Below are 20,670 nucleotides of genomic sequence, written 5' to 3' on the forward strand. Positions count from 1 at the left end.
GCCGCTGGCTACTGTTTGATCCATAACCACCCCTCGGGGGACGTAGTGATGGGGAGGAATGATGAGAGAACAGCTGAGCTTCAAGATCCTCGGCCCGCTGTCCATGATCGTAGGAGGAAGAAGTACGACAGTTGGCGGCGCGCGGCAGCGCACGATCCTTTCACTCTTGATCCTCAACCCCGGCCGAATCGTCCCGATGGACACGTTGGTCGAGGTGGTCTGGAATGGCAGGCCGCCAACAACTGCGCGCACCCAGGTGGCAATCTGCATAGCCGCCCTGCGCAAGAAGTTCAAAGCCGAAGGCGTTGCCGAGGACATCGTCATAACGGCCCACCCCGGTTACTTGCTCAACACCGAGGGCCACGAAGTGGATTCGGTGGAATTCACCAAGCTGGTAGGCGCGGCGCAACAGGCCGTAAAAGAGCAGCGGCTCGATGAGGCCGCGCAGTTCTACCAGTCGGCACTGGATCTGTGGCGGGGGCCCGCTCTTGACGGGGTGACCGGCCAGCTGGTCGAGGAGGAGGCACGCCGGCTGGAAGAGCTGCGGCTCAATGCCTACGACGACCACACAGCCGTCCAGTTGGAACTCGGGAATCACCAGGCGACCATTCCGGAGTTAGCCGCAGTGGTGCGCGAACAACCGCTGCGGGAGCGCACGCGCTACCACCTCATGCTTGCGGAATACCGTTCCGGCCGCCGCGCCGATGCCATGGCGACCTTCCGCGACGCACGCCGCCAGCTCGTCGAGGAGCTCGGCCTGGAACCGGGCCCGGATCTACAGGAATTGCACGATGCAATTCTGCGGGACGATCCCGCGCTGGCCCCGGTCGCCCGTACCTCCTTCGTCGCCCCGAAACACCAACCCCGGACAACGGCCGTCCACTCCAGCCTGCCGCCCGACATCCCTGGATTCGTCGGGAGGGTGCGCGAACTCGCCGCGCTGAGCACCCTCGTGGCGGGCGAGGGCACACGGCAGGCGGTCAGCGTGAGCCTGATCACCGGGGCCGCCGGCGTCGGTAAGACGGGGTTGGCCCTCCACTGGGCCCACCGCGTCGGCGACCAGTTCCCGGACGGACGCCTCTTCGCGGATCTGCAGGGTTACGAGAGCGGCGATACGCTGCCCATCAGCGATGTCCTGAGCCGCTTTCTGCGCTCGCTCGGCGTGTCGAGCCAGCAGATCCCCACCGAGCTGGAGGAACGCTGCTTCCTCTATCGCCACATACTCGCCGACCGGCGCGTGTTGCTGGTCCTGGACAACGTGCGCACGTATGCGCAGATACAGCCGCTGCTGCCGAGCGCCGGTGAGAGCTGTGTGCTCGTCACCAGCCGTGAACAGCTGGAAGGGCTGGTGGCCTGGCCCGCGGAGGCCCGGGTGCACCTGGGCCCGCTCCCCGAGCCTGACGCGAGGGAACTGCTCGGGAAGATCGTCGGCACGGCCAGGATCTCCGCCGCGCCGGCCGAATCCGCGCGCCTGGTCGAGCTCTGCGACAAGCTGCCGCTGGCGCTGCGCATCGCAGCCGCCCGGCTCGCCTCCAAACCGCACTGGACCGTACGGCATCTGGCCAACCGGCTGGACGACGAACGGCGGCGGCTGGACGAACTCAGCCAAGGCGAATCGCAGGTACGGGTCAGCTTCGGGCTCAGCTACCGGCACCTGCCCGACGACGCAGCCCGCCTCTACCGTCTCCTCGGCCTCCTGGACATCCCGGACTTCACCGCCTGGGTCGGCGCGGCGCTGCTGGACATCGACGTACTCGACGCGGAAGGGCTCATCGAGTCCCTCGTCGATGCCCAGCTCCTTGTAGCGCTCGGCACCGACGCGACCGGCTGCCTGCGCTATCGCTTCCAGAATCTGCTGCGTCTCTACGCACGTGAGCGTGCTCATGACGAAACGCCGTGCGACGAACACCGGGCGGCCCTGGACCGCGTCTTCCGTACCTTCCTGACCCTCACCGAGGAGGCGCACCGGCGGGATTACGGCGGGGATTTCACCGTCATCCACAGCGATGTACCGCGCCGTACGGTCGATCCCGCGTTCCTGGACGATCTCCTCGCCGTGTCGTTGGACTGGTTCGAGGCCGAGCGGCTCAACCTCCTCGCGGTGATCGAACAGGCGGCTCGCACGGGCATGGACGACCTTGCCTGGGACCTGACCGCGTCCATGGTGACGCTCTTCGAGACCCGCAACTACGTCGAGAACTGGCGGGTCTGCTGCGAACACGCCCTGGCCGCCGCCCGCGAGACCGGCAACATACGCGGCCAGGCAGCCATGCTGCACGACTTGGGCGCGGTCGAACTGCGGCTACGCAGGATCGACATGGCAGCCGACCGCTTCCACGACGCGCTGCGGCTCTACGAAGCGGCCGACGACGAACACGGCCAGGCACTGACCCGACGGAACATCGCGATAACCGACCGGATCCGGGGTGACCTGGACAGCGCGATGACAGCCCTGGAAACGGCTCGGGCCACGTTCCGTGCCGTGGGTGACCACTCTTCGGAGGCCCATGCGCTGAACAACATGGCGCAGATCGCGCTCGACCGCGGCCAGCCGGACTCCGCGGTCCGGCTCGCCCTGGAGTCGGTCCGCATCTCGCAGTCGATCGGTGCGGGCGGGAAACGGGGCCTCGCGCAGGGATCTCATCGGCTGGCCCGTGCCTATCTTGCGCAGGGGCAGCTGGTGCTGGCGGAGGAGACCTTCCTGGAGGTCGTACGGATCGTCAAGGAGAGGTCCGACCAGGTCGGACTCGCCTATGCCCTGCTCGGCGTCGGTGAGACCAACCTGGCCGCCAATGCCCCGCAGCAGGCCGACACCGTGCTGAACGAGGCGCTGGAGATCAGCCGACGGATCGACAGTCCGCTGGTGGAGGGCCAGATCAACCTGGCCCTCGGGGAATCCTGCCGCCGGCAGGGCCGGTACTCGGCTTCGCGGACACATCTGCTCGCCGCCCAGCAGATCTTCACCAGCGTAGGCTCCCCGCCCTGGCAGGAACGGGCGCTGCTGGGGCTGGACGCGCTGGACGCCGAGCCAGTCGTGCAGAGCGGGCTGGGGCACCGTATTCCGGTGCCCGGACAGCGGACACCGGCGAGTTTGCGCAAAAGGTGAGACCGGCTGTCACCGACCGGCCGCCTGCGCGCGCTCGTGCCGCCCGCAGGCGGCCGAACACCCGGAGAAGTGTTCGTCGTACCGAGAAGAGCTACAGAAAGCTGCATTCGCCATTGTTCGTGAATAACGGCGAGTTCGGGTTCCCCGAAACTGTTCGATAACCAAACAATAGGTGGTTTGGCTACTTTCCTGATCAGCGAGATCTGGTCGAAACGACCGTTCCGCCACGGAGTCGTCACTTGCGCCCAGGAGATCCTCTTGTCCACTTCGCAAGCCGATGCGGTCCCGCCATCGGGAATGGCCCCGACCGATGGCATGGCCCCGGTCTACGTTCCGGCACAGGACCCCGCAGACCATCAGTTGGCACACCGGCTCGCGGAGAGCGCCGGCGCTTTGCTGCTCGCTCTGCGGTCGGAACCCGGTCACACGAATGTGAGCGCGGAGGGCGACCGCCGATCCAATGAATTCCTGCTCGCCCAGCTCGCGGCGGACCGGCCCGGCGACGCGGTTCTTTCGGAGGAATCCGCGGACGACCGGTCCCGGCTGGACGCACGGCGCGTATGGATCATCGATCCGCTGGACGGCAGCCGTGAGTTCGGCGAAGCGGGGCGCACCGACTGGGCGGTGCACGTCGCGTTGTGGATCGAGGGCTCGCTGGCCGCCGGCGCAGTGGCCCTGCCCGCGGCCGGTCAGACGTTCTCGACCCGGCGGACCGCTCCCCCTTGCCCCGATCCCGGGCACCTGACGCTCCTGGCGAGCCGGAGCCGCCCTCCTGCGCTGATCGGCGACATCGCCGAGCGGCTGAGCGCCCGGATCCAGCCGATGGGGTCCGCGGGGGCCAAAGCCATGGCGGTACTGAACGGCACCGGCTCCGCCTACGTGCATGCGGGCGGCCAGTACGAATGGGACTCGGCCGCCCCCGTGGCCGTGGCTCTGGCCCACGGCCTGCGGGTGCGGCGACTGGACGGGTCGGCGCCCCGTTACAACCAGCCCGACCCCTCGTTGCCCGACCTGGCGATCTGCCGGCCGTCAGCCGCCGAAGAACTCTGGGACGCCCTGGACGCGCTCGCGTCGCATGCCGGTCGTTGATATTTTTCCATGCGAAAGGAACTGACATGCTCAACGTCATTGGCGTGGGGTTCGGCCGAACCGGCACCAATTCCCTCCAACTGGCCTTGGAAAAGCTGGGATTCGGCCCCTGTTATCACATGCTCGAAGTGATTCGACATGCCGATCACCTGCCTCGGTGGCGCCATGCGTTGAGCGCCGACAAGATCGAATGGGACCGGGTTTTCGACGGTTACCATTCCTCGGTCGACTGGCCCGGCTGTGCGTTCTGGCGCGAGCTCGTCGAGACCTTTCCCGAGGCCAAGGTTGTTCTGACGGTACGGGAGCCGGAACGCTGGTACGCGAGCGTCAAGAAGACCATCTTCGCTACCGGAGAGGACACCGAAGGCCCCACGCTGCCGCCGAACGGTCTCTCCCCCGAGGCCATGGAGTTCGCCGGCTTCATGGGCAATGAACTGCTGCCGCGGATCATGGACGACGGGCAGGGCGGCCGGCTGGACCAGGCCGACGAGGAGCGGGCCATCGAGACGTTCCTCCGGCACAACGAAGAGGTCCAGCGTGTCGTCCCGGCCGACCGCCTGCTGGTCTACCGGGTCACCGAGGGCTGGGGGCCGCTGTGCGCGTTCCTGGACGTGCCGGTCCCGGCCGAGGAGTTCCCCCACGTCAACGACTCCGGTACGTTCCGCCGCACCTTCGAGGGAGCGTTCGCGGAGCGGATGGGGCTCTCCGTGCCCGGCGCGACGGTCTGAGCGCCCCCGAGCGGACGCAACGAACGAACCGGGCACATGGGCGCCGCACGCGAAGGAACCGAAATGAATCGCCATCACCCCGGCGCGACGGTCTGGCTGACCGGGCTGCCGAGCTCGGGAAAGACCACCATCGCCGGCACACTGGCGAAACGACTGCGCTCCGCCGGCCACCGGGTGGAGGTCCTGGACGGGGACGAGATCCGCGCCTTCCTCTCGGCCGGCCTGGGTTTCTCCCGTGCGGACCGCGACACCCACGTCCAGCGGGTCGGCCTGGTGGCCGAGCTGCTCGCGCGTAACGGCGTCATGGTGCTGGTTCCCGTCATCGCCCCGTACGCGGACAGCCGCGCTGCTGTCCGCGCCCGTCACGAGGGCTCGGGCACGCGGTACGTGGAAGTCCATGTGGCCACCCCGATGGAGGTGTGCGCCGAGCGCGATGTGAAGGGCCTCTACGCGAAACAGGCGGCCGGCCGGCTCACCGGGCTGACCGGGGTCGACGCCCCCTATGAGCCACCCAAGGAACCGGACTTGTACCTCGATACGCAGTTGCAGTCCCCAGGGCAGTCGGCGCACGCCGTGCAGACGGTGCTGGCGGGGGAGGGACTGATATGACCGCGGTGACCCAGGCACGCGTCCTCAGCCACCTGGACGCGCTGGAATCGGAGGCCGTGCATATCTTCCGCGAGGTGGCGGGCGAGTTCGAGCGGCCGGTGATCCTCTTCTCCGGCGGCAAGGACTCCATCGTCATGCTGCACCTGGCGCTGAAGGCGTTCGCGCCCGCGCCGGTGCCGTTCGCCCTGCTGCACGTGGACACCGGGCACAACTTCCCCGAGGTGCTGGCTCACCGGGACCGACTGGTGACCGCGCACGGGCTGCGGCTGCACGTCGCCTCGGTGCAGGACTTCATCGACCGCGGCGAGCTTCGCGAGCGCCCGGACGGCACCCGCAACCCGCTGCAGACCGTCCCGCTCAACGACGCCATCGGGAAAAACGGCTTCGACGCCGTCTTCGGCGGTGGCCGCCGCGACGAGGAGAAGGCCCGCGCCAAGGAACGGATCTTCAGCCTCCGTGACGAGTTCGGCGGCTGGAACCCGCGCCGGCAACGGCCCGAGCTCTGGGACCTTTACAACGGCCGGCACGCGCCCGGCGAACACGTCCGGGTCTTCCCGGTCTCCAACTGGACCGAGCTGGACGTCTGGCAGTACATCGCCCGCGAGCACATCGAGCTGCCCACGATCTACTACGCGCACGAGCGCGAGGTCTTCGCCCGCAACGGCATGTGGCTGGCGCCGGGCGAGTGGGGTGGCCCGAAGGAGGGCGAGCGGGTCGAGAAGCGGCGGGTGCGCTACCGCACCGTCGGCGACATGTCCTGCACCGGCGCCGTCGACTCCGACGCGGTCACCGTCGAGTCCGTCATCAGCGAGATCACCGTCAGTCGGCGCACCGAGCGCGGCGCCACCCGCGCCGACGACAAGCTGTCCGAGACAGCCATGGAAGACCGCAAACGTGAGGGGTACTTCTAGCCATGCCGACCGCCGACCTCGAAACGAGCGCGACCTCGCTGCTGCGGTTCGCCACCGCCGGAAGCGTCGACGACGGCAAGTCCACCCTGGTGGGCCGACTGTTGCACGACTCCAAGTCGGTCCTGACCGACCAGCTGGAGGCGGTGGAACGCGCGTCGCTGGGCCGCGGGCAGGAGATCCCCGATCTGGCGCTGCTGACCGACGGCCTGCGCGCCGAGCGCGAGCAGGGCATCACCATCGACGTCGCCTACCGCTACTTCGCCACGCCCCGGCGCCGGTTCATCCTGGCGGACACCCCCGGGCATGTGCAGTACACCCGCAACATGGTCACCGGCGCCTCCACCGCCGAACTGGCCGTGGTCCTCGTCGACGCCCGCAACGGCGTGGTCGAGCAGACCCGCCGGCACGCCGCCGTCGCCGCCCTGCTGCGCGTCCCGCACGTCGTCCTGGCCGTCAACAAGATGGACCTGGTCGACTACGCCGAGCCGGTCTTCGCCACCATCGCCGAGGAGTTCACCGCCTACGCCGCCTCACTGGGCGTCCCGGAGATCACCACGATCCCGATCTCCGCCCTGGCCGGCGACAACGTCGTCACACCGTCCGCCACCATGGACTGGTACGCCGGCCCGACGGTGCTGGAGCACCTGGAAACCGTCCCGGTCGCCGCCGCGCCCATTGACGCGCCGGCCCGCTTCCCGGTCCAGTACGTGATCCGGCCGCAGACGCCCGAGCACCCCGACTACCGCGGCTACGCGGGGCGGCTGACCGCCGGGATGCTGCGCGTCAGTGACGAGGTCACCGTGCTGCCCTCCGGCCGCACCAGCGTCATCGCGGCCATCGACATCCTCGGCGAGCCCGCGGAGATGGCCTGGGCACCGCAGTCGGTGACCGTACGTCTCGCCGACGACCTCGACGTCTCCCGCGGCGACCTGATCGCCCCGGTCGCCGCCGCGCCCACCCTCACCCAGGACATCGAGGCGACCGTCTGCCACCTCCATGACCGTCCGCTGAAGCCCGGTGACCGGGTGCTGCTCAAGCACACCACGCGTACGGTCAAGGCGATCGTCAAGGACATCCCGTCCCGGCTGGCCCTCGACGACCTCGCCCGGCATCCTGCGCCGGGCGAGCTGGTCGCCAACGACATCGGCACGGTCCGGGTGCGTACCGCAGAGCCGCTGGCGCTCGACCCGTACGCCCGGTCCCGTCCCACCGGCGCCTTCCTCCTGATCGCTCCGGCCGACGGCGCCACGCTCAGCGCCGGCATGGCCCACTGAGCCCATGTCCCCCGCCACCACTGCGGCCGTGCGGCTGACCGGAGTGACGAAGACCTTCGGCGATGCGCTCATCCTTGACGGCATCGACCTGGAAGTGGCTCCGGGCGATTTCCTCTGCCTGCTGGGCGCGTCCGGCTGCGGGAAATCCACCCTCCTGAACTTGCTGGCCGGTCTGGACCGGCCGTCGTCCGGCCAGGTGTCCTCGGGCACCGCGCGCCCGGCCCTGATGTTCCAGGACCATGCGCTCTTTCCCTGGCTGACAGCCGGTCGCAACGTCGAACTCGCACTGCAACTGGCCGGGACGGCTGACAGGGCCGAGCGCCGCGCCGAGGCCACGCGGCTCCTCGGACTCGTACGGCTCGGGGACGCCTACGCCAAGCGGGTGCACACGTTGTCGGGCGGCATGCGGCAGCGTGTCGCCCTCGCTCGCGCCCTGGCCCAGGGCAGCGACCTCCTCCTGATGGACGAGCCGTTCGCGGCACTCGACGCGTTGACCAGGGATGTGCTGCACGAGGTACTGATCGGCGTCTGGGAGCGCCGGCGGCCGAGCGTCGTCTTCGTCACGCACGACATTCGGGAGGCGGTGCGGCTGGGCACCCGTGTGGTGCTGCTGTCCTCCCGCCCGGGCCGGATCGCCCGCGAGTGGCGGGTCGGCATTCCCCACCCGCGCCGCGCCGAGGACGCCACCCTCCTCGGCCTGGCCCTGGAGATCTCCCGGGACCTGCGTGAGGAGGTCTGCCGGCATGCCCGTGACTGACCTCAGCCCCGTCCGCGGGGCGGACGTCCCGCCGGACTTCTCGTCAGGTGCGGACGTGCTGGATTCCCCGGCCGCTCCGGCCGTGCCCACCCTGTTCCGCCGGTCCGTGAAGAGGGCGACGGCTCCGGTTCTCGCGGCCGTCTTCGTGCTGTCCGTGTGGCAACTGGCCGCCCTCTCCGGCCTGTTCCCGAGGCTGCCGTCACCCGCCGCAACCCTGGGCGAACTGGCCAAGCTGCTACGGGACGGCATCCTGCTGCCGGCTCTCGGGCAGAGCCTGGGCCGGGCCGTGACCGGATTCGCCGCTTCGGTGCTGCTGGGTGTCCCACTCGGCCTGCTGGTGTACCGGTGCGGCGCGGCACGGACCGTCCTCACGCCGGTCCTCGCGGCCTTCCAGTCGCTGCCCGCAGCGGCCCTCGTTCCGCTGGCGGTGGTGGCGTTCGGGGAGTCGGAGCGGTCGGTGTACTCGGTCGTCCTGCTGGGTGCCGTGCCGTCCCTCTCCATGGGCGTGGTCGGCGCGCTCGACCAGGTTCCGGTGCTGCTGCGGCGTGCCGGCCGGGTCATGGGCGCCACTGGCCTGCGGGCGGTCCGCCACGTGCTGGTGCCGGCCGCGCTGCCCGGACTGATCGCGACGCTGCGCCAGGGCTGGACCTTCGGGTGGCGGGCCCTGATGACCGCCGAGCTGATCACCTCGACGCCGCTTGCCGGTGTCGGGCGGATCCTCGACACCGGCCGGCAGGAGGGCAGTTTCGCCCTGGTGATGGCGTCGGTGGCGCTGATCCTGGCCATCGGCGTGCTGGTCGAGGCCATGGTGTTCCGGCCTGTGGAGAAGCGGGTGCTGTACCACCGCGGCCTGCTCGTCTGAAAGAGCCCGTCCGACGGTCCTACGGCATCCGGGGCCCGCCTGGCAGCGAGTCCCGGTACGCCCGGTTCTCGTCCACGCATGTTCAGTGACAAAAAGCAGTTCGGTGACGACACACACAGAACGGAGATCCGATGACCGAGCAGGATCCTCTGTCCGTCCCGCATGCCGACGGCAGCAATAATCTTTTCGACTGGCTGACAGGCATGCGGGCCGAGAATCCGGTATGGCAGGAGGGCAATGGCCCCTACCATATATTCCGCTATGACGACGTGCAGCAGGTGATTTCCGACCCCAAGGTGTTTTCGAACGACACCAGTCGCGTCATGCCGCATGTGAAGCCGCTGACCGAGGGACATATCAACGCGATGGACCCGCCGGAGCACGGGAAGCTCCGCCGGCTGGTCAACCAGGCATTCACGCCCCATACCGTGGACAAACTGGAGCCGCGCATCACGGCCGTGACGAACGAGCTGCTCGCCGAGACCGGCAGCGAGCGGTTCGATCTGATCGATGTGCTCACCTATCCACTGCCGGTGATCGTCATCAGCGAACTGCTGGGAATTCCGGCATCGGACCGGGACCTCTTCCGCAGGTGGGCCGACCGGTTCATGAATCTCAGCAGGCCCAAGTCCGAGACGGATATCGTGGCCAATTTCCAGGCCGCCACCCGGGAGATGGACGCATATCTGCTCGAACACTGCCGGCAGCGCCGGGGGGACCCGAAGAACGATCTGATCAGCAAGCTGGCGACCGCGGAGGTGGACGGCGAGCAGCTCACCGATGACGAGGTGGTCAAATTCGCCGGCATTCTCTTCCTGACCGGGCATCTCACCACGACGCTGCTGATCGGCAATGCCGTGCAGTGCCTCGACGGCAATCCGGAGGCATACGCCGAGCTCCGCGCCGACCGCTCCCTCATTCCGTCCGCGGTCGAGGAAGTGCTGCGCTTCCGGTCGCCGTTCACGACCGTGAGCCGGGTCACGGTGACCGACGTCGAGGTCGGCGGGCGGCTGATCCCCGCCAACCGCATGGTCACGCCGTGGGTCATCTCCGCCAACCACGACGATGCCCATTTCCCGGACGCGGGCCGGTTCCTGATCCGGCGCACCCCCAACCGGCACGTCGCGTTCGGCCGTGGCGGGCACTTCTGCGTCGGAGCGCCCCTCGCCAGACTGGAGGCCCGGGTGGCGCTCAACGCCCTGCTGGACACCTTCACCGAGCTGCGGGTCGACCGTGATGCCGGCGTCGCCTACCACGCGCGCGGGATGTACGGCGCCAAGAATCTGCCCGTGGTGGCCCGGCGGGCCTGACGGGCCTGACGGGCGGGGGGCGGAACAGCAAGGCGGGCAGGTGACCGGAGCCGGTCGCCCTGCCCGCCTTCGGGGGCCGCTCAGCGAGGGAGACGGAAGAAAATCATGGGGTTGTCGGTGCTGTTCCGCACCGGCTCCGCGAGCCCGAGGTCACGCTTGACCTCGGTGAGCTGCTCCATCACCTCGGGGGCCTTGGCGAGCGAGGGTGTGAAGTACGGAACCTGGTGTTCGGCCAGCCACTTGATGACGACCGATCCCTCGCTCAGCGGCTTCGGCCGGCGGCCGTGGTACACATCGTGGACGCTCGTGGGAATTCCGGCGGGGACGGCCGGGAAGAGGTTCTCGGTGTACCAGCGCGCGAATCGCGCGCCGTGGTCGGCGTCGATGAAGAGGTAGTCGGTGTCGTCCGGGATCTTGCCGGGGTGCTGGCGAACGTCACCCATCGTGAACGTCCACCGGTCGGCGGACAGTTCGGCGGGAACATTGCGGACAACTTTGTCGACGATGTCGAACGAGTACAGGTGACCGGCGCCGTTGTCGCGCAGCGCGCTCAGGATCCACATGGTGGACCACCCGTAAAAGGTCCCGATCTCCACCACACGCTCCGGCCGATGGTCGCGCAGCAGCAGGTAAGTTATCTCGGCTTCGAGATCATCCAGTTGCGCTTTCATGGACTTCCCGCGCTGCTCCAGAAAGGCGCGCTGGCCGTCACGTACCGCCCGGAGGTCATTCTCATATTTCTGATAGAGCTTGCTCAGAGAATCGACCGAGACGACATCCATTGGCCCTCCATTGACCTTGCAAAAAAACTTTTCGAGCACCTGCACGGACCGCATCTCGGACAGGTGGTATGCACTTTTGTTCAGGCTATGTGACCCCGGTATCGTCTCGATATCGTCTCGCTTTCGCGGAATTGACGACGACTCGGCCAAAGCGTTGCGGGGCCTGCCATGAATCGAAACCGTGAAGCCGAGATAACGAGAGGAAAGGACTCCGGGGTAGCTTCACTGCGGGCAATCCGGCCGAGCCCGCTCAGGGGCGGCCGGTGCACATGGGCTCTCGCCCTGATCGGTTGTTCCAGATCCTTCGACGCAGGAGTTCCAGAGTGATCAACTCGGTTGTCATTGTCGGCGGCGGCACTGCGGGGTGGATGAGCGCCTCGTACCTGAAGGCCGCATTCGGAGACCGCATAAACGTGACCCTGGTGGAATCTGACCGGGTCTCCAGCATCGGCGTCGGAGAGGCAACGTTCAGCACCGTCCGGCATTTCTTCGACTATCTCGGCCTGGACGAGCGCGAGTGGATGCCGGAGTGCGCCGGCTCGTACAAACTGGGCATCCGGTTCGAGAACTGGCGGAAGTCCGGAGAGCACTTCTACCATCCGTTCGAGCGGCTGGGGGCCTCCGACGGTTTCTCCCTCGCCGACTGGTGGTTGGCCGAGGGCGACCGCAGCAAGCCCTTCGACCGCTCCTGTTTCATCACGCCGGCCCTGTGCGAGGCGCAGCGTTCCCCCCGCATGCTCGACGGCTCACTGTTCGCGAGCAGCCTCGACGGCTCGCTCGGGCGCTCGACGCTTGAGGAGCAGCGCGCCCAGTTCCCCTACGCGTACCACTTCGATGCCGGTCTGCTGGCGCAGTACCTGACGAAGTACGGGACCGACCGCGGTGTACGGCACGTCGTCGACGACGTGGTCGACGTGGGCCGCGACGAGCGCGGCTGGCTCTCGCATGTGACCACGCGCGAGCACGGTGAGCTCGCCGGTGACCTGTTCATCGACTGCACCGGCTTCCGCGGTCTGCTGATCAACCAGACCATGGAGGAGCCCTTCGAGTCCTTCCAGGACGTGCTGCCGAACAATCGCGCCGTCGCGCTGCGCGTACCGCAGCCCGACCAGGCCACCACCGGGATGCGGCCGTACACCACCGCGACCGCGAGGGAGGCGGGCTGGATCTGGACCATCCCGCTCTTCGGACGCAACGGCAACGGATACGTGTACTCCGACGAGTTCTGCACCCCGGAGGAGGCGGAACGCACCCTGCGCGAGTTCGCCGCCCCCGGGCAGGACGACCTGGAGGCCAACCACATCCGTATGCGCATCGGGCGCAACCGCCGTTCCTGGGTCAAGAACTGCGTGGCCATCGGCCTGTCCAGCGCCTTCGTCGAGCCGCTGGAGTCCACCGGGATCTTCTTCATCCAGCACGGCATCGAGCAGCTGGTGAAGCACTTCCCCGACGAGCGCTGGGATCAGATGCTGGCCAGGAGCTACAACGACCGGGTCGCGCACGTCCTGGACGGCGTGAAGGAGTTCCTGGTCCTGCACTACCGCGCGGCACAGCGCGACGACACGCCGTACTGGAAGGAAGCCAAGGTCCGTCCCCTCCCGGACGCGCTCGCCGCCCGCCTGGAGACCGGGGCCTCGCACCTCCTGGACGAGGAGGCCGTCTACCCCTACTACCACGGCTTCGAGCAGTACTCGTGGATCACGATGATGCTCGGTCTCGGCCATGAGCCCGCCCGGCCGCGCCCGACGCTCGCCCATATCGACCCCGCCGGAGCGCGCGCGGAGTGGGCGAAGCTCAAGGCCGATGCGGAGCGCCAGGTCGCGACACTGCCCAGCTGCTACGAGTACCTCGCCTCGATCAACTCGCCTCGCTGAGCACACCTCACCGCCGCAGCGCCGATGCCCGTACCGATTCCACCGTCAGGTACGGGCATCGGCACTGCCGCCCCGCACCCCACCACCCCTCTGTTCCCTCCCGAAGGGCGACCGCGCATGGCTACCCGCGTGCCATTCCGACCTGTCCCCCACTCCGAGCTGCCGTCGGAGACACCGCCCCGTGCGCCGGTGCCGCTCGCCGAATTCCGCTCGTTGATGAGCGGCTTCGCCACAGGGGTTGCGGTGGTCACCACACTCGGGCCCGACGGTTGCCCGTACGGCCTCACCTGTACGTCCCTCTCCAGCGTCGCGGCCAGTCCTCCCGTCCTCGCGGTGTGCCTGACGACCCAGGGCGAGACCCTTCGCGCGCTGCTGGACTGCGGAGCGTTCGCGGTGAACCTGCTGCACGAACACGGACAGCACGCCGCCGAGGTCTTCGCCAAGCCGGTGGCGGACCGGTTCGCCGAAGTCGTCTGGCAGCCCTCGCCGGACGCGGGCCTGCCGCGGCTGGCGGAGGACGCTTTCGCCACGGCCGAGTGCCAGGTGACCCGTGTGCTCGAAGTCGGCGACCACACCATGGTCCTGGGCATGGTGACCGGGGTGACGCAGACGCCCGCCACACCATTGCTGTACGGGGGTCGCCGATTCGCCGTCTGGCCGGACGGCGAGGTACCACAGCCGTCCTCCGCCCCCGCCGTGACGCCGCTGCCCTCGTCCCTCCCGGACCTGCCATGCTGAACACCGAGCGACTGGCCGCCGCGAGCGGCGGTGCGGCGGTCGATCCGATGGCGCGGTTCCTGCTCGCCGTCGCGGTGATCGTGCTGCTGAGTCATCTGCTGGGAGCTCTGCTCGGCCGCATCGGCCAGCCGCTGGTGGTCGGCGAGATCCTCGGCGGACTTCTGCTCGGCCCCTCCGCGCTGGGGTGGGTCTGGCCCTCCGCCCAGGCATGGCTGTTGCCCTCCGAGGTCGTCTCCACCCTCGACATGGCGGCCCAACTCGGCCTGGTGACCTTCATGTTCCTGCTCGGGTGCGAGCTGCATGTGGAGCGGACGGGCCGTCTGGGGAACAGGGCGGTGGGCGCGACCCTACTCGGCGGGATGGGCCTGCCGTTCCTCGTCGGTGCCGGTGTCGCGGCCGCGGTGCCCACCCTGTTGAAGGGCACCACCCCTTCCCAGGCCGGTTACGTGTTCTTCATCGGGCTCACCATGTCGGTGACCGCCCTGCCGGTACTCGCCAGGATCCTGGTCGATCTGCGCATGGACCGTTCACCGCTGGGGTCGCTCGCGCTGGCCGGCGCCGCCGTGGGAGACGGCGTCGCCTGGCTGGCCCTCACCGTCCTTCTCGCCGTGACCGGTTCCGGCGGGGCCTTGCACATCGCGGCCACCATCGGCATGACCCTGGCCCTGGTCGCGCTCACCGCACTGGTGGTGCGCCCGCTCCTCGCGGCCCTCGTGCGCAGGGCCGAGCAGCGGCCCGGTGCCGAGCGGCTGCTTCCCCTGCTGCTCGTCGGCGCCATCGCGTACGCCGCCCTCACCCACCTTCTGGGGCTGCATCCGGTGATCGGCGCTTTCCTGTTCGGTACGGCCGTACCGCGCGACTCCGCCGTCACGGCCTGGATGAACCAGCAGCTCCAGGGCTTCACCCTGGCCGTACTGCTGCCGCTCTTCTTCGCCGGTGTGGGACTCCACGTCTCGGTCGGCGCCCTCGGCCTGAACCCCTGGACCTGGCTGGCGTTCGCAGGGGTCGTTCTCGCGGCGATCCTGAGCAAGGTCATCGGCGCGGGCGGCGCCGCCCGGCTCATCGGCACTCCACGCAACGAGTCGCTGCGCTTCGGCGTGCTGATGAACTGCCGTGGCGTGACGGAACTGGTGGTGGCGGGCATCGGCTGGCAATTCCACCTCATCAGCACGACCGGCCTGACCGTACTCGTCCTCATGGCGCTGATCACCACCGCCATGACCGGGCCGCTGCTCAAGGCCCTCGGCGTGCGGGCCCCTTCTGCCGGCCGCCCCGCACCGCGGCCGCGCGAGACGGCACCTGCCGCTGCCGCCTCCGCCACGACGGGCGCATCCGGTGCGTCGGGGGCCTCCGTCGGCCCGTAGGTCCGAGGCCCGGGCGCGGCCGGCTGACATGATGCCTGTATGGACGACTCTCGCCATTCCCTGCCTGGCACGCAGCGGCTCCTGCTCGGTCTGCGCGCCGTGCTGAGACTGCCGCTGCAACGCCGGACCTGGCAGCACCTGGGATTCGCGCTCCTGCTGCCCTTGGGGCTCGCCCTGATCGCCGGAGCTTTCCACGTCATGAAGGGCCAACGGGGCAGCGCCGGGGGCGGCGCCGGCCCGTTGGTCCTGCTGGCGGCCGTCGCCGTGGTCGCCCTCTGCGGGCCGTCCTTCGAGCGGTTCAGGGCGCGTGTCTGGCTCGGTGAGGAGGTCGGCCGTGCCGGGCGCGACGGCCGGCTCAAGCGCGGGACGGCCTTCTTTTTCGCCAGTCTGCTGCTGGGGAGCGCCTCGTTCACCGTGGTCATCGGCTGGGTGATCGTCTCTGTACGGAACGTGAGTTACCCCTTCTGGGGGTGGGCGCCCTATCCCGATCCCGCATGGGGCGGGCCCTCTCCGCTCGGCGCGGTGTCCCTGCACTTCGCGGCTGGTGTGGTGACCTTCTTCGGGGCGCCGTGGCTCGTCATCCGGCTGAACCGGCTCCAGGTGTACGTCGCACGCCGCCTCGTGGGTTCCGGCTGACCGTCGGCCCGCCGGTGGAGCCGGCCCCCGCGGCTCCCGCAGACGGCACAACGGAAACTGCCTCGACGGTCGAAGAACCGTCGAGGCAGTCTCATGAGGTGCGCCGGTGTGCAGCGTCAGTCGAGCACGTAGCCGTCCGCGTCCCGGCAGCCGCGGGAGCGGCGCAGGTCCGTGAGGACGAAGCTGCGCTGCAGCCAGCGGTCGCGGCCGTCGTAGCGCGGGGTGAAAGCGGTCCTGCCGTGCACGGTGACCCGGTTGTCGACGAGGGCCAGGTCGCCCGGCTCCAGCAGAGCGGTCCGGGCGGTCCGGCCGAACGCCGCCTGGAGTGCATCCATCGCCCGGCCGGCACACGGTGTGAGCGGTTTGGTGGCTGCGAAGTCGACCCGTACGTCCGGGTCTTCGGGCGCGCCGAAGAGCACCGGGTGCGGTGTGGTGCCGCCGCTTCCGGAACCGAAGGAAGGCGGCGCCGCGGTGACGAACTCCGGGAGGGACAGCGCCTCACGGCTCTCCTCGGACAGCAACGGCAGCGCCTGGCGGATGCAGCCGGTGCGCAGCCCGGCCACCCGGTCGTGATCGGCGCGCAGGCACAGCAGCATCACGAAGTCCGGCCGGTGCGGATGGAAGGCGTTCTCGTTGTGGAAGGAGAGCAGTACGGATCCGGCGTTGCCCTGGAAGTCCTCCTGCCCGGGGACGGGGACGACGTCCTGCACCAGGGCGCCGCTCTTCTCCGGTCGGAAGGCGGCCGGATCACCGAGGCCGGCAGCGATCATCATCAGCACTGCCGCGGGCACGGTGGCGCTGCGCTGGACGGATCCCTTGACGGACGGGGTCGGGGGGAGGGCCGGTTCGTGCACCGGCAGCCCGCGTACCAGTGCTGAACCGGTAGGGCCGGACGCCCGGCGGAAGCCGAGCAGCGCGCGGCGCAGTCCGGCCGGCAGATCGGACCAGGCGTCCCGGGCCGCGGCGATCCATTGCGGATCGTCCACGTGCCCGCCGGCGACCGGGAGGATCCGGCGCGCTGTCTCCGCTGTCCTGTCCGCCGACTCCGGATCCACGGGAATCACCGGTGTGGTGCCGCCGCGGTCGCATGTCACTGTCATCAATTCCTCGCTTTCTGCTCACTGACCTGGGCAACAGGCGACGGGACGTTGGCCGGTCGGACACCGCCGGGACCGGTGACGACGAGGGACGTTCTATCCGGCACGGTTCATGGCCTCGGCGACGGACCGGGGGCGCATGTCCGTCCAGTGGTTTTCGATGTAGGCGAGGCTCTCCTCGTGCCCGCTCTCTTCCTGGGCCACCTGCCAGCCGCCGGGTACCTCTGCGAAGGCGGGCCAGAGGGAGTGCTGGCCCTCATCGTTGATGAGTACGAGGTATCGGCCCTCGGTGTCCTCGAAGGGGTTGGTCATCGCTCACTCGCTTTCTTCATCCATGGATGGCGGACGTACGGTCGGGCGGCGGGACCGGCGCTCAGCTCCTCGGCTCCGCGACGGTCCGCGTCCCCGCATCGGCGTCCTGGTGTCCGTACAGGTCGTGCACCCAGTTGGTCTGATAGACCGTGTCCAGGTAGCGCTCGCCCAGGTCCGGAGAGATCGCCACCGAGGTGGTCTCGGTGGAGCCCGCGTCATGGGCGGCGAGCCAGGAGACGGCCCCGGCGACGATCGTTCCGGTGGAGCCGCCGAACAGGAACCCGCGGGTGGCCAGCCGGTGGCACATCTGCACGGTCACGGCTTCGGGTATCAGCACGACGTCATCGACGTAGGACTCGTCGAGCAGCGGCGGGCGCACCCCGGCGCCGAGGCCGGGGATCATCCTGGTTCCCGGCGGGCCCCCGAAGGCGACCGAGCCGACGCTGTCCACCGCGACGATCCGGACCTCGGGACGGAACTCCTTGAACCATCGCGCGCAGCCCATGAGCGTGCCCGTGGTGCCGGCTCCCACGAAGAGCACGTCGAGGCCGGTGAAGCGGCGAGCGATGGCGGGCGCGGTCAGCCGGTGGTGCGCACGCCAGTTGTCCTGGTTCAGGTACTGGTTGAGCCACACATACCCGGAGTCGCTCTCGCACAGCCGCCGGACGTAGGTGAGCCTGGCCCCGAGGAACCCCTCGTCCGGGTCGGCTTCGGTGACGATGTGCACATCGGCGCCCAGCGCCTCCATGAGCCGCCGGGACCCCAGGTTGCACCGTGAATCGGTCACGCAGACGAAGCGGTATCCCTTACTCACCGCAATCGTGGCCAGCGCGACGCCCAGATTTCCGGACGAGGATTCCACCAGGGTCGATCCGGCCGTCAACACCCCGGCTCGCTCCGCCGCTTCGACCATTTCGAGTGCGGCTTTCTGTTTGATCGAGCCAGCGAAATTGAAGCCTTCGCACTTGAGGAAGAGCGAGATGTCGAGCGTGGGCTTCAGGTCGACGAACAGATCTTCCTCATGGAATTCATATGGAGCCGAAATGATCGGCACACTACCCCCCGTAGTGTGGAATGGTCGACAGCGCGGGCCGGTCACCCATAACGGCGCATCTCGTGGAAGAAGCCGTCGACGACCGTCAGTTCTCCCGCAGCGTGCAAGGTGTCGTAGACGTGCTTGCCGAGCGCGAGGTCCAGGACCCCGAGCCCGAAGGGCGAGAAGATCACCGGCCGGTCGCCGGGGATCTCCAGCTCTCCGGTGAGCACGTCGTAGAGGGTTCCGCCGACGAAGTCCCGGTTTCCCGCCTGCTGTTCGGCCAGGTGCAGGGACGTGCTGGCCTTGAGGCAGTGCTCCACGTCGTCCACGACGTTCGTGGCGGCAAGGACCACCTCGGGCGACAGGTCGCGCAGCGAGACGTGCAGGACAACGGGGTTGTGGGAGAACCAGTCGGGGTCCGTGACGTGCGGCTCGCCGGCGACGGTCGCGAAGACGACCATATCGCTGGAGCGGATCAGGTCCTCGGCGCTCTCCCGCACGGTGACGGTCCCCCCGGCACCGGACTGCTTCAGGTAGCCGGCGAAGCCCTCGGCGTGCTCCTGCGACAGGTCGTACACGCCGGTGTCCTCGAACGTCCAACCGGTACCGGTCAGATAGGTGTGCACATACCTGGCGATCAGCCCGACGCCGAAGAAGCCGATCCTCCTGGGGCGGGCGCGTCCCCGGCTGAGCCGGTCGGCGGCGACAGCGGCCGAGGCGGCGGTGCGCGCGGCACTGATGATGGAGCTCTCCAGGCATGCCAGCGGGTACCCGGTTTCGTGATCATTGAGGATGAGGACGGCGGAGGCCCGGGGCAGCCCTGCGCTCACGTTCTCCGGGAAACTCGATATCCACTTGACCCCGTCGACCTGGACGTCACCGCCGACAGAGGCGGGCAGCGCAATGATCCGTGAGGTGGGGCGGTCGGGGAAGCGCAGGAAGTACGAGGGCGGGTTGACGGTCTCGCCCTTGCCGTGGGTGCGGTAGGCCGCCTCGATGATCTCGGTGGTGCGCTTGTGCTGTCCCTCCAGGACGCGGTGCACGTGGGCGCCGGGGACCACGGCGAAGGAGGGCGCCGGAGCAGCCGGTTGAGAAGTGTGTGACATGTGCGTCTCCGTAGCTGGCATGGGGTGGCGTGTGGCGGGTGGAGGCTCAGGGCAGGACGTGTCCCGCGAGCTGTGTGGGGTTGCCGAACATCACGGCGATCTCGCGGTCGCCCTCGTACGCCTCACGGCTGTGCGCCATCCGCACGTTGTCGACCAGCAGCAGGTCTCCGACCTGCCACGGCTCGCTCCGGGTTGCCGCTCGGTATGCCTCGTTGATCACGTCGACGGTCTCCGCGGAAAGAGGCGTTCCATCGCCGTAGGTGGTGTGGAACGGCAGGGAGTCGGGGCCGTACACATCGGTGAGGTATGCGCGGACCATCGGGTCGAGGGTCCGTTCGTTGAGGAAGGCGGCCTGGTTGAACCAGACCGGGCGGCCGTTCCCGGGGTGACTGAGCACCGCGGCCCTGCGCTGGCGGGTGCGCAGCGCGCCGTCCGGCAACCATTCGTGGTCGATGAGCGCGTCCCGGCAGTACGCGTCGACCTCCTGCGGATCGTCGGTGCCGAACGCCTCGCTCCAGGCCACTCCCACCTCACGATAGGTACGGGTGAGCTGCCAGCCCAGGCGGGTGAATCGCGCCACCAGGTCATCGGGGAGGGCCTGCAGGACCTCTTGCGAGTCGGCGACAGCCGTGGCGCCGCCCTCCCGGGGCACGGCCAGGGCGCCGAACAGTGCGCATGCGGGCACCTCGGCGGCGTAGCTCAGCTCGTGGTGCATACAGATCGGCTCGTCACTCGGCCACTCGGAGGAGGAGTAGACGGCGGGCCGGTACTCGCGCCGCGGGGAGAAACGCTCCCGCTCGGCCATGGGCTCGATGCCGAGCGCGACTGCCGTGTCAGCCATCGCGGCCGGCGACTTGAGCCCCAGGCCGCGCAGCAGTACGGCACCGTGCTCGGCGACGCTGCGCAGCACCTCCGTGCGGTGTGCCGCGGCCCGGCGCGGGGCGTCGCCGTCGGTCTCACGCACGTGCAGGACGGTCAGCCGACCGGGCGCGGCCGGGGTCACGCCGAGTGCACCCGATGAGGTTTCGGCTGGGACGGACGTCATCTCTTCGGTGTCTCCCTCGGTACGGTGGCGCCGA

The 20,670-nt window shown here is 68.9% G+C and carries 19 protein-coding genes; 13 read left to right on the top strand and 6 right to left on the bottom strand.

The window, feature by feature from the left end:
- The first annotated feature begins 103 nt into the window (after positions 1-103).
- The 9 genes from ACFWWQ_RS20505 (at position 104) to ACFWWQ_RS20545 (ending at position 10,646) form a co-directional block, all read left to right on the top strand.
- On the top strand, positions 104-3,106 hold the full coding sequence (locus ACFWWQ_RS20505) for a BTAD domain-containing putative transcriptional regulator (RefSeq protein ID WP_384598125.1): 3,003 nt from the start codon (positions 104-106) through the stop codon (positions 3,104-3,106).
- Between the two features lie 177 nt (positions 3,107-3,283).
- The gene (locus ACFWWQ_RS20510; RefSeq protein ID WP_384598089.1) at positions 3,284-4,195 is read left to right on the top strand and encodes a 3'(2'),5'-bisphosphate nucleotidase CysQ; all 912 of its coding nucleotides are present in this window, start codon (positions 3,284-3,286) and stop codon (positions 4,193-4,195) included.
- A gap of 26 nt (positions 4,196-4,221) precedes the next feature.
- Entirely contained in the window at positions 4,222-4,923 is a 702-nt protein-coding gene (locus ACFWWQ_RS20515) for a sulfotransferase family protein (RefSeq protein ID WP_384598090.1), read from the top strand.
- Between the two features lie 36 nt (positions 4,924-4,959).
- Complete coding sequence (cysC, locus tag ACFWWQ_RS20520; protein WP_384598092.1) at positions 4,960-5,532, top strand: adenylyl-sulfate kinase; 573 nt, start codon at positions 4,960-4,962, stop codon at positions 5,530-5,532.
- Positions 5,529-6,443 carry a sulfate adenylyltransferase subunit CysD gene (gene cysD, locus ACFWWQ_RS20525; RefSeq protein WP_384598094.1) on the top strand — a complete coding sequence of 305 codons (915 nt, stop codon included), beginning with the start codon at positions 5,529-5,531 and terminating at the stop codon, positions 6,441-6,443. The genes cysC and cysD overlap by 4 nt, the downstream gene beginning before the upstream one ends.
- Before the next feature lie 2 nt (positions 6,444-6,445).
- The gene (locus ACFWWQ_RS20530; protein ID WP_384598096.1) at positions 6,446-7,717 is read left to right on the top strand and encodes a sulfate adenylyltransferase subunit 1; all 1,272 of its coding nucleotides are present in this window, start codon (positions 6,446-6,448) and stop codon (positions 7,715-7,717) included.
- A 4-nt stretch (positions 7,718-7,721) separates the two neighbouring features.
- Positions 7,722-8,474: an ABC transporter ATP-binding protein gene (locus ACFWWQ_RS20535; protein WP_384598098.1), complete on the top strand. Its 753-nt coding sequence runs from the start codon at positions 7,722-7,724 to the stop codon at positions 8,472-8,474.
- Complete coding sequence (locus ACFWWQ_RS20540) at positions 8,461-9,336, top strand: ABC transporter permease (RefSeq protein WP_384598100.1); 876 nt, start codon at positions 8,461-8,463, stop codon at positions 9,334-9,336. Before ACFWWQ_RS20535 ends, ACFWWQ_RS20540 begins: the two co-directional genes overlap by 14 nt.
- Positions 9,337-9,467: 131 nt before the next feature.
- A complete protein-coding gene (locus ACFWWQ_RS20545; protein ID WP_384598102.1) occupies positions 9,468-10,646 on the top strand; it encodes a cytochrome P450 in 1,179 nt (392 codons plus the stop codon).
- 80 nt (positions 10,647-10,726) lie between these two features.
- On the opposite strand, the gene ACFWWQ_RS20550 is transcribed toward ACFWWQ_RS20545, so the two are convergent.
- On the bottom strand, positions 10,727-11,428 hold the full coding sequence (locus ACFWWQ_RS20550; RefSeq protein WP_384598127.1) for a class I SAM-dependent methyltransferase: 702 nt from the start codon (positions 11,426-11,428) through the stop codon (positions 10,727-10,729).
- A 269-nt stretch (positions 11,429-11,697) separates the two neighbouring features.
- On the opposite strand from ACFWWQ_RS20550, the gene ACFWWQ_RS20555 reads away from it, so the two are divergent.
- From ACFWWQ_RS20555 to ACFWWQ_RS20570, 4 genes are all read left to right on the top strand, one after another.
- Positions 11,698-13,302, top strand: coding sequence for a tryptophan halogenase family protein (locus ACFWWQ_RS20555; protein ID WP_384598129.1), 1,605 nt, complete (start codon positions 11,698-11,700; stop codon positions 13,300-13,302).
- 129 nt (positions 13,303-13,431) lie between these two features.
- Positions 13,432-14,040, top strand: coding sequence for a flavin reductase family protein (locus ACFWWQ_RS20560; protein ID WP_384598104.1), 609 nt, complete (start codon positions 13,432-13,434; stop codon positions 14,038-14,040).
- A complete protein-coding gene (locus ACFWWQ_RS20565) occupies positions 14,034-15,404 on the top strand; it encodes a cation:proton antiporter (protein WP_384598106.1) in 1,371 nt (456 codons plus the stop codon). The genes ACFWWQ_RS20560 and ACFWWQ_RS20565 overlap by 7 nt, the downstream gene beginning before the upstream one ends.
- Before the next feature lie 39 nt (positions 15,405-15,443).
- A complete protein-coding gene (locus ACFWWQ_RS20570; RefSeq protein WP_384598108.1) occupies positions 15,444-16,040 on the top strand; it encodes a sensor domain-containing protein in 597 nt (198 codons plus the stop codon).
- Between the two features lie 116 nt (positions 16,041-16,156).
- Here the strand turns inward: ACFWWQ_RS20570 and ACFWWQ_RS20575 are convergent, their stop codons facing one another.
- The 5 genes from ACFWWQ_RS20575 to ACFWWQ_RS20595 form a co-directional block, all read right to left on the bottom strand.
- Entirely contained in the window at positions 16,157-17,140 is a 984-nt protein-coding gene (locus ACFWWQ_RS20575; RefSeq protein ID WP_384598111.1) for a TauD/TfdA family dioxygenase, read from the bottom strand.
- A gap of 93 nt (positions 17,141-17,233) precedes the next feature.
- On the bottom strand, positions 17,234-17,449 hold the full coding sequence (locus ACFWWQ_RS20580; protein WP_143940525.1) for an MbtH family protein: 216 nt from the start codon (positions 17,447-17,449) through the stop codon (positions 17,234-17,236).
- Between the two features lie 61 nt (positions 17,450-17,510).
- Positions 17,511-18,503 carry a 2,3-diaminopropionate biosynthesis protein SbnA gene (gene sbnA, locus ACFWWQ_RS20585; RefSeq protein WP_384598113.1) on the bottom strand — a complete coding sequence of 331 codons (993 nt, stop codon included), beginning with the start codon at positions 18,501-18,503 and terminating at the stop codon, positions 17,511-17,513.
- A 41-nt stretch (positions 18,504-18,544) separates the two neighbouring features.
- Positions 18,545-19,591 (bottom strand): 2,3-diaminopropionate biosynthesis protein SbnB, encoded by a 1,047-nt coding sequence (gene sbnB / locus ACFWWQ_RS20590; protein WP_384598115.1) that lies wholly within the window; start codon positions 19,589-19,591, stop codon positions 18,545-18,547.
- 46 nt (positions 19,592-19,637) lie between these two features.
- Entirely contained in the window at positions 19,638-20,636 is a 999-nt protein-coding gene (locus tag ACFWWQ_RS20595) for a TauD/TfdA family dioxygenase (protein ID WP_384598117.1), read from the bottom strand.
- Positions 20,637-20,670 lie beyond the last annotated feature (34 nt).

This window comes from Streptomyces sp. NPDC059080 (genome assembly GCF_042739975.1).
In the GTDB taxonomy this organism is placed as follows: domain Bacteria; phylum Actinomycetota; class Actinomycetes; order Streptomycetales; family Streptomycetaceae; genus Streptomyces; species Streptomyces benahoarensis.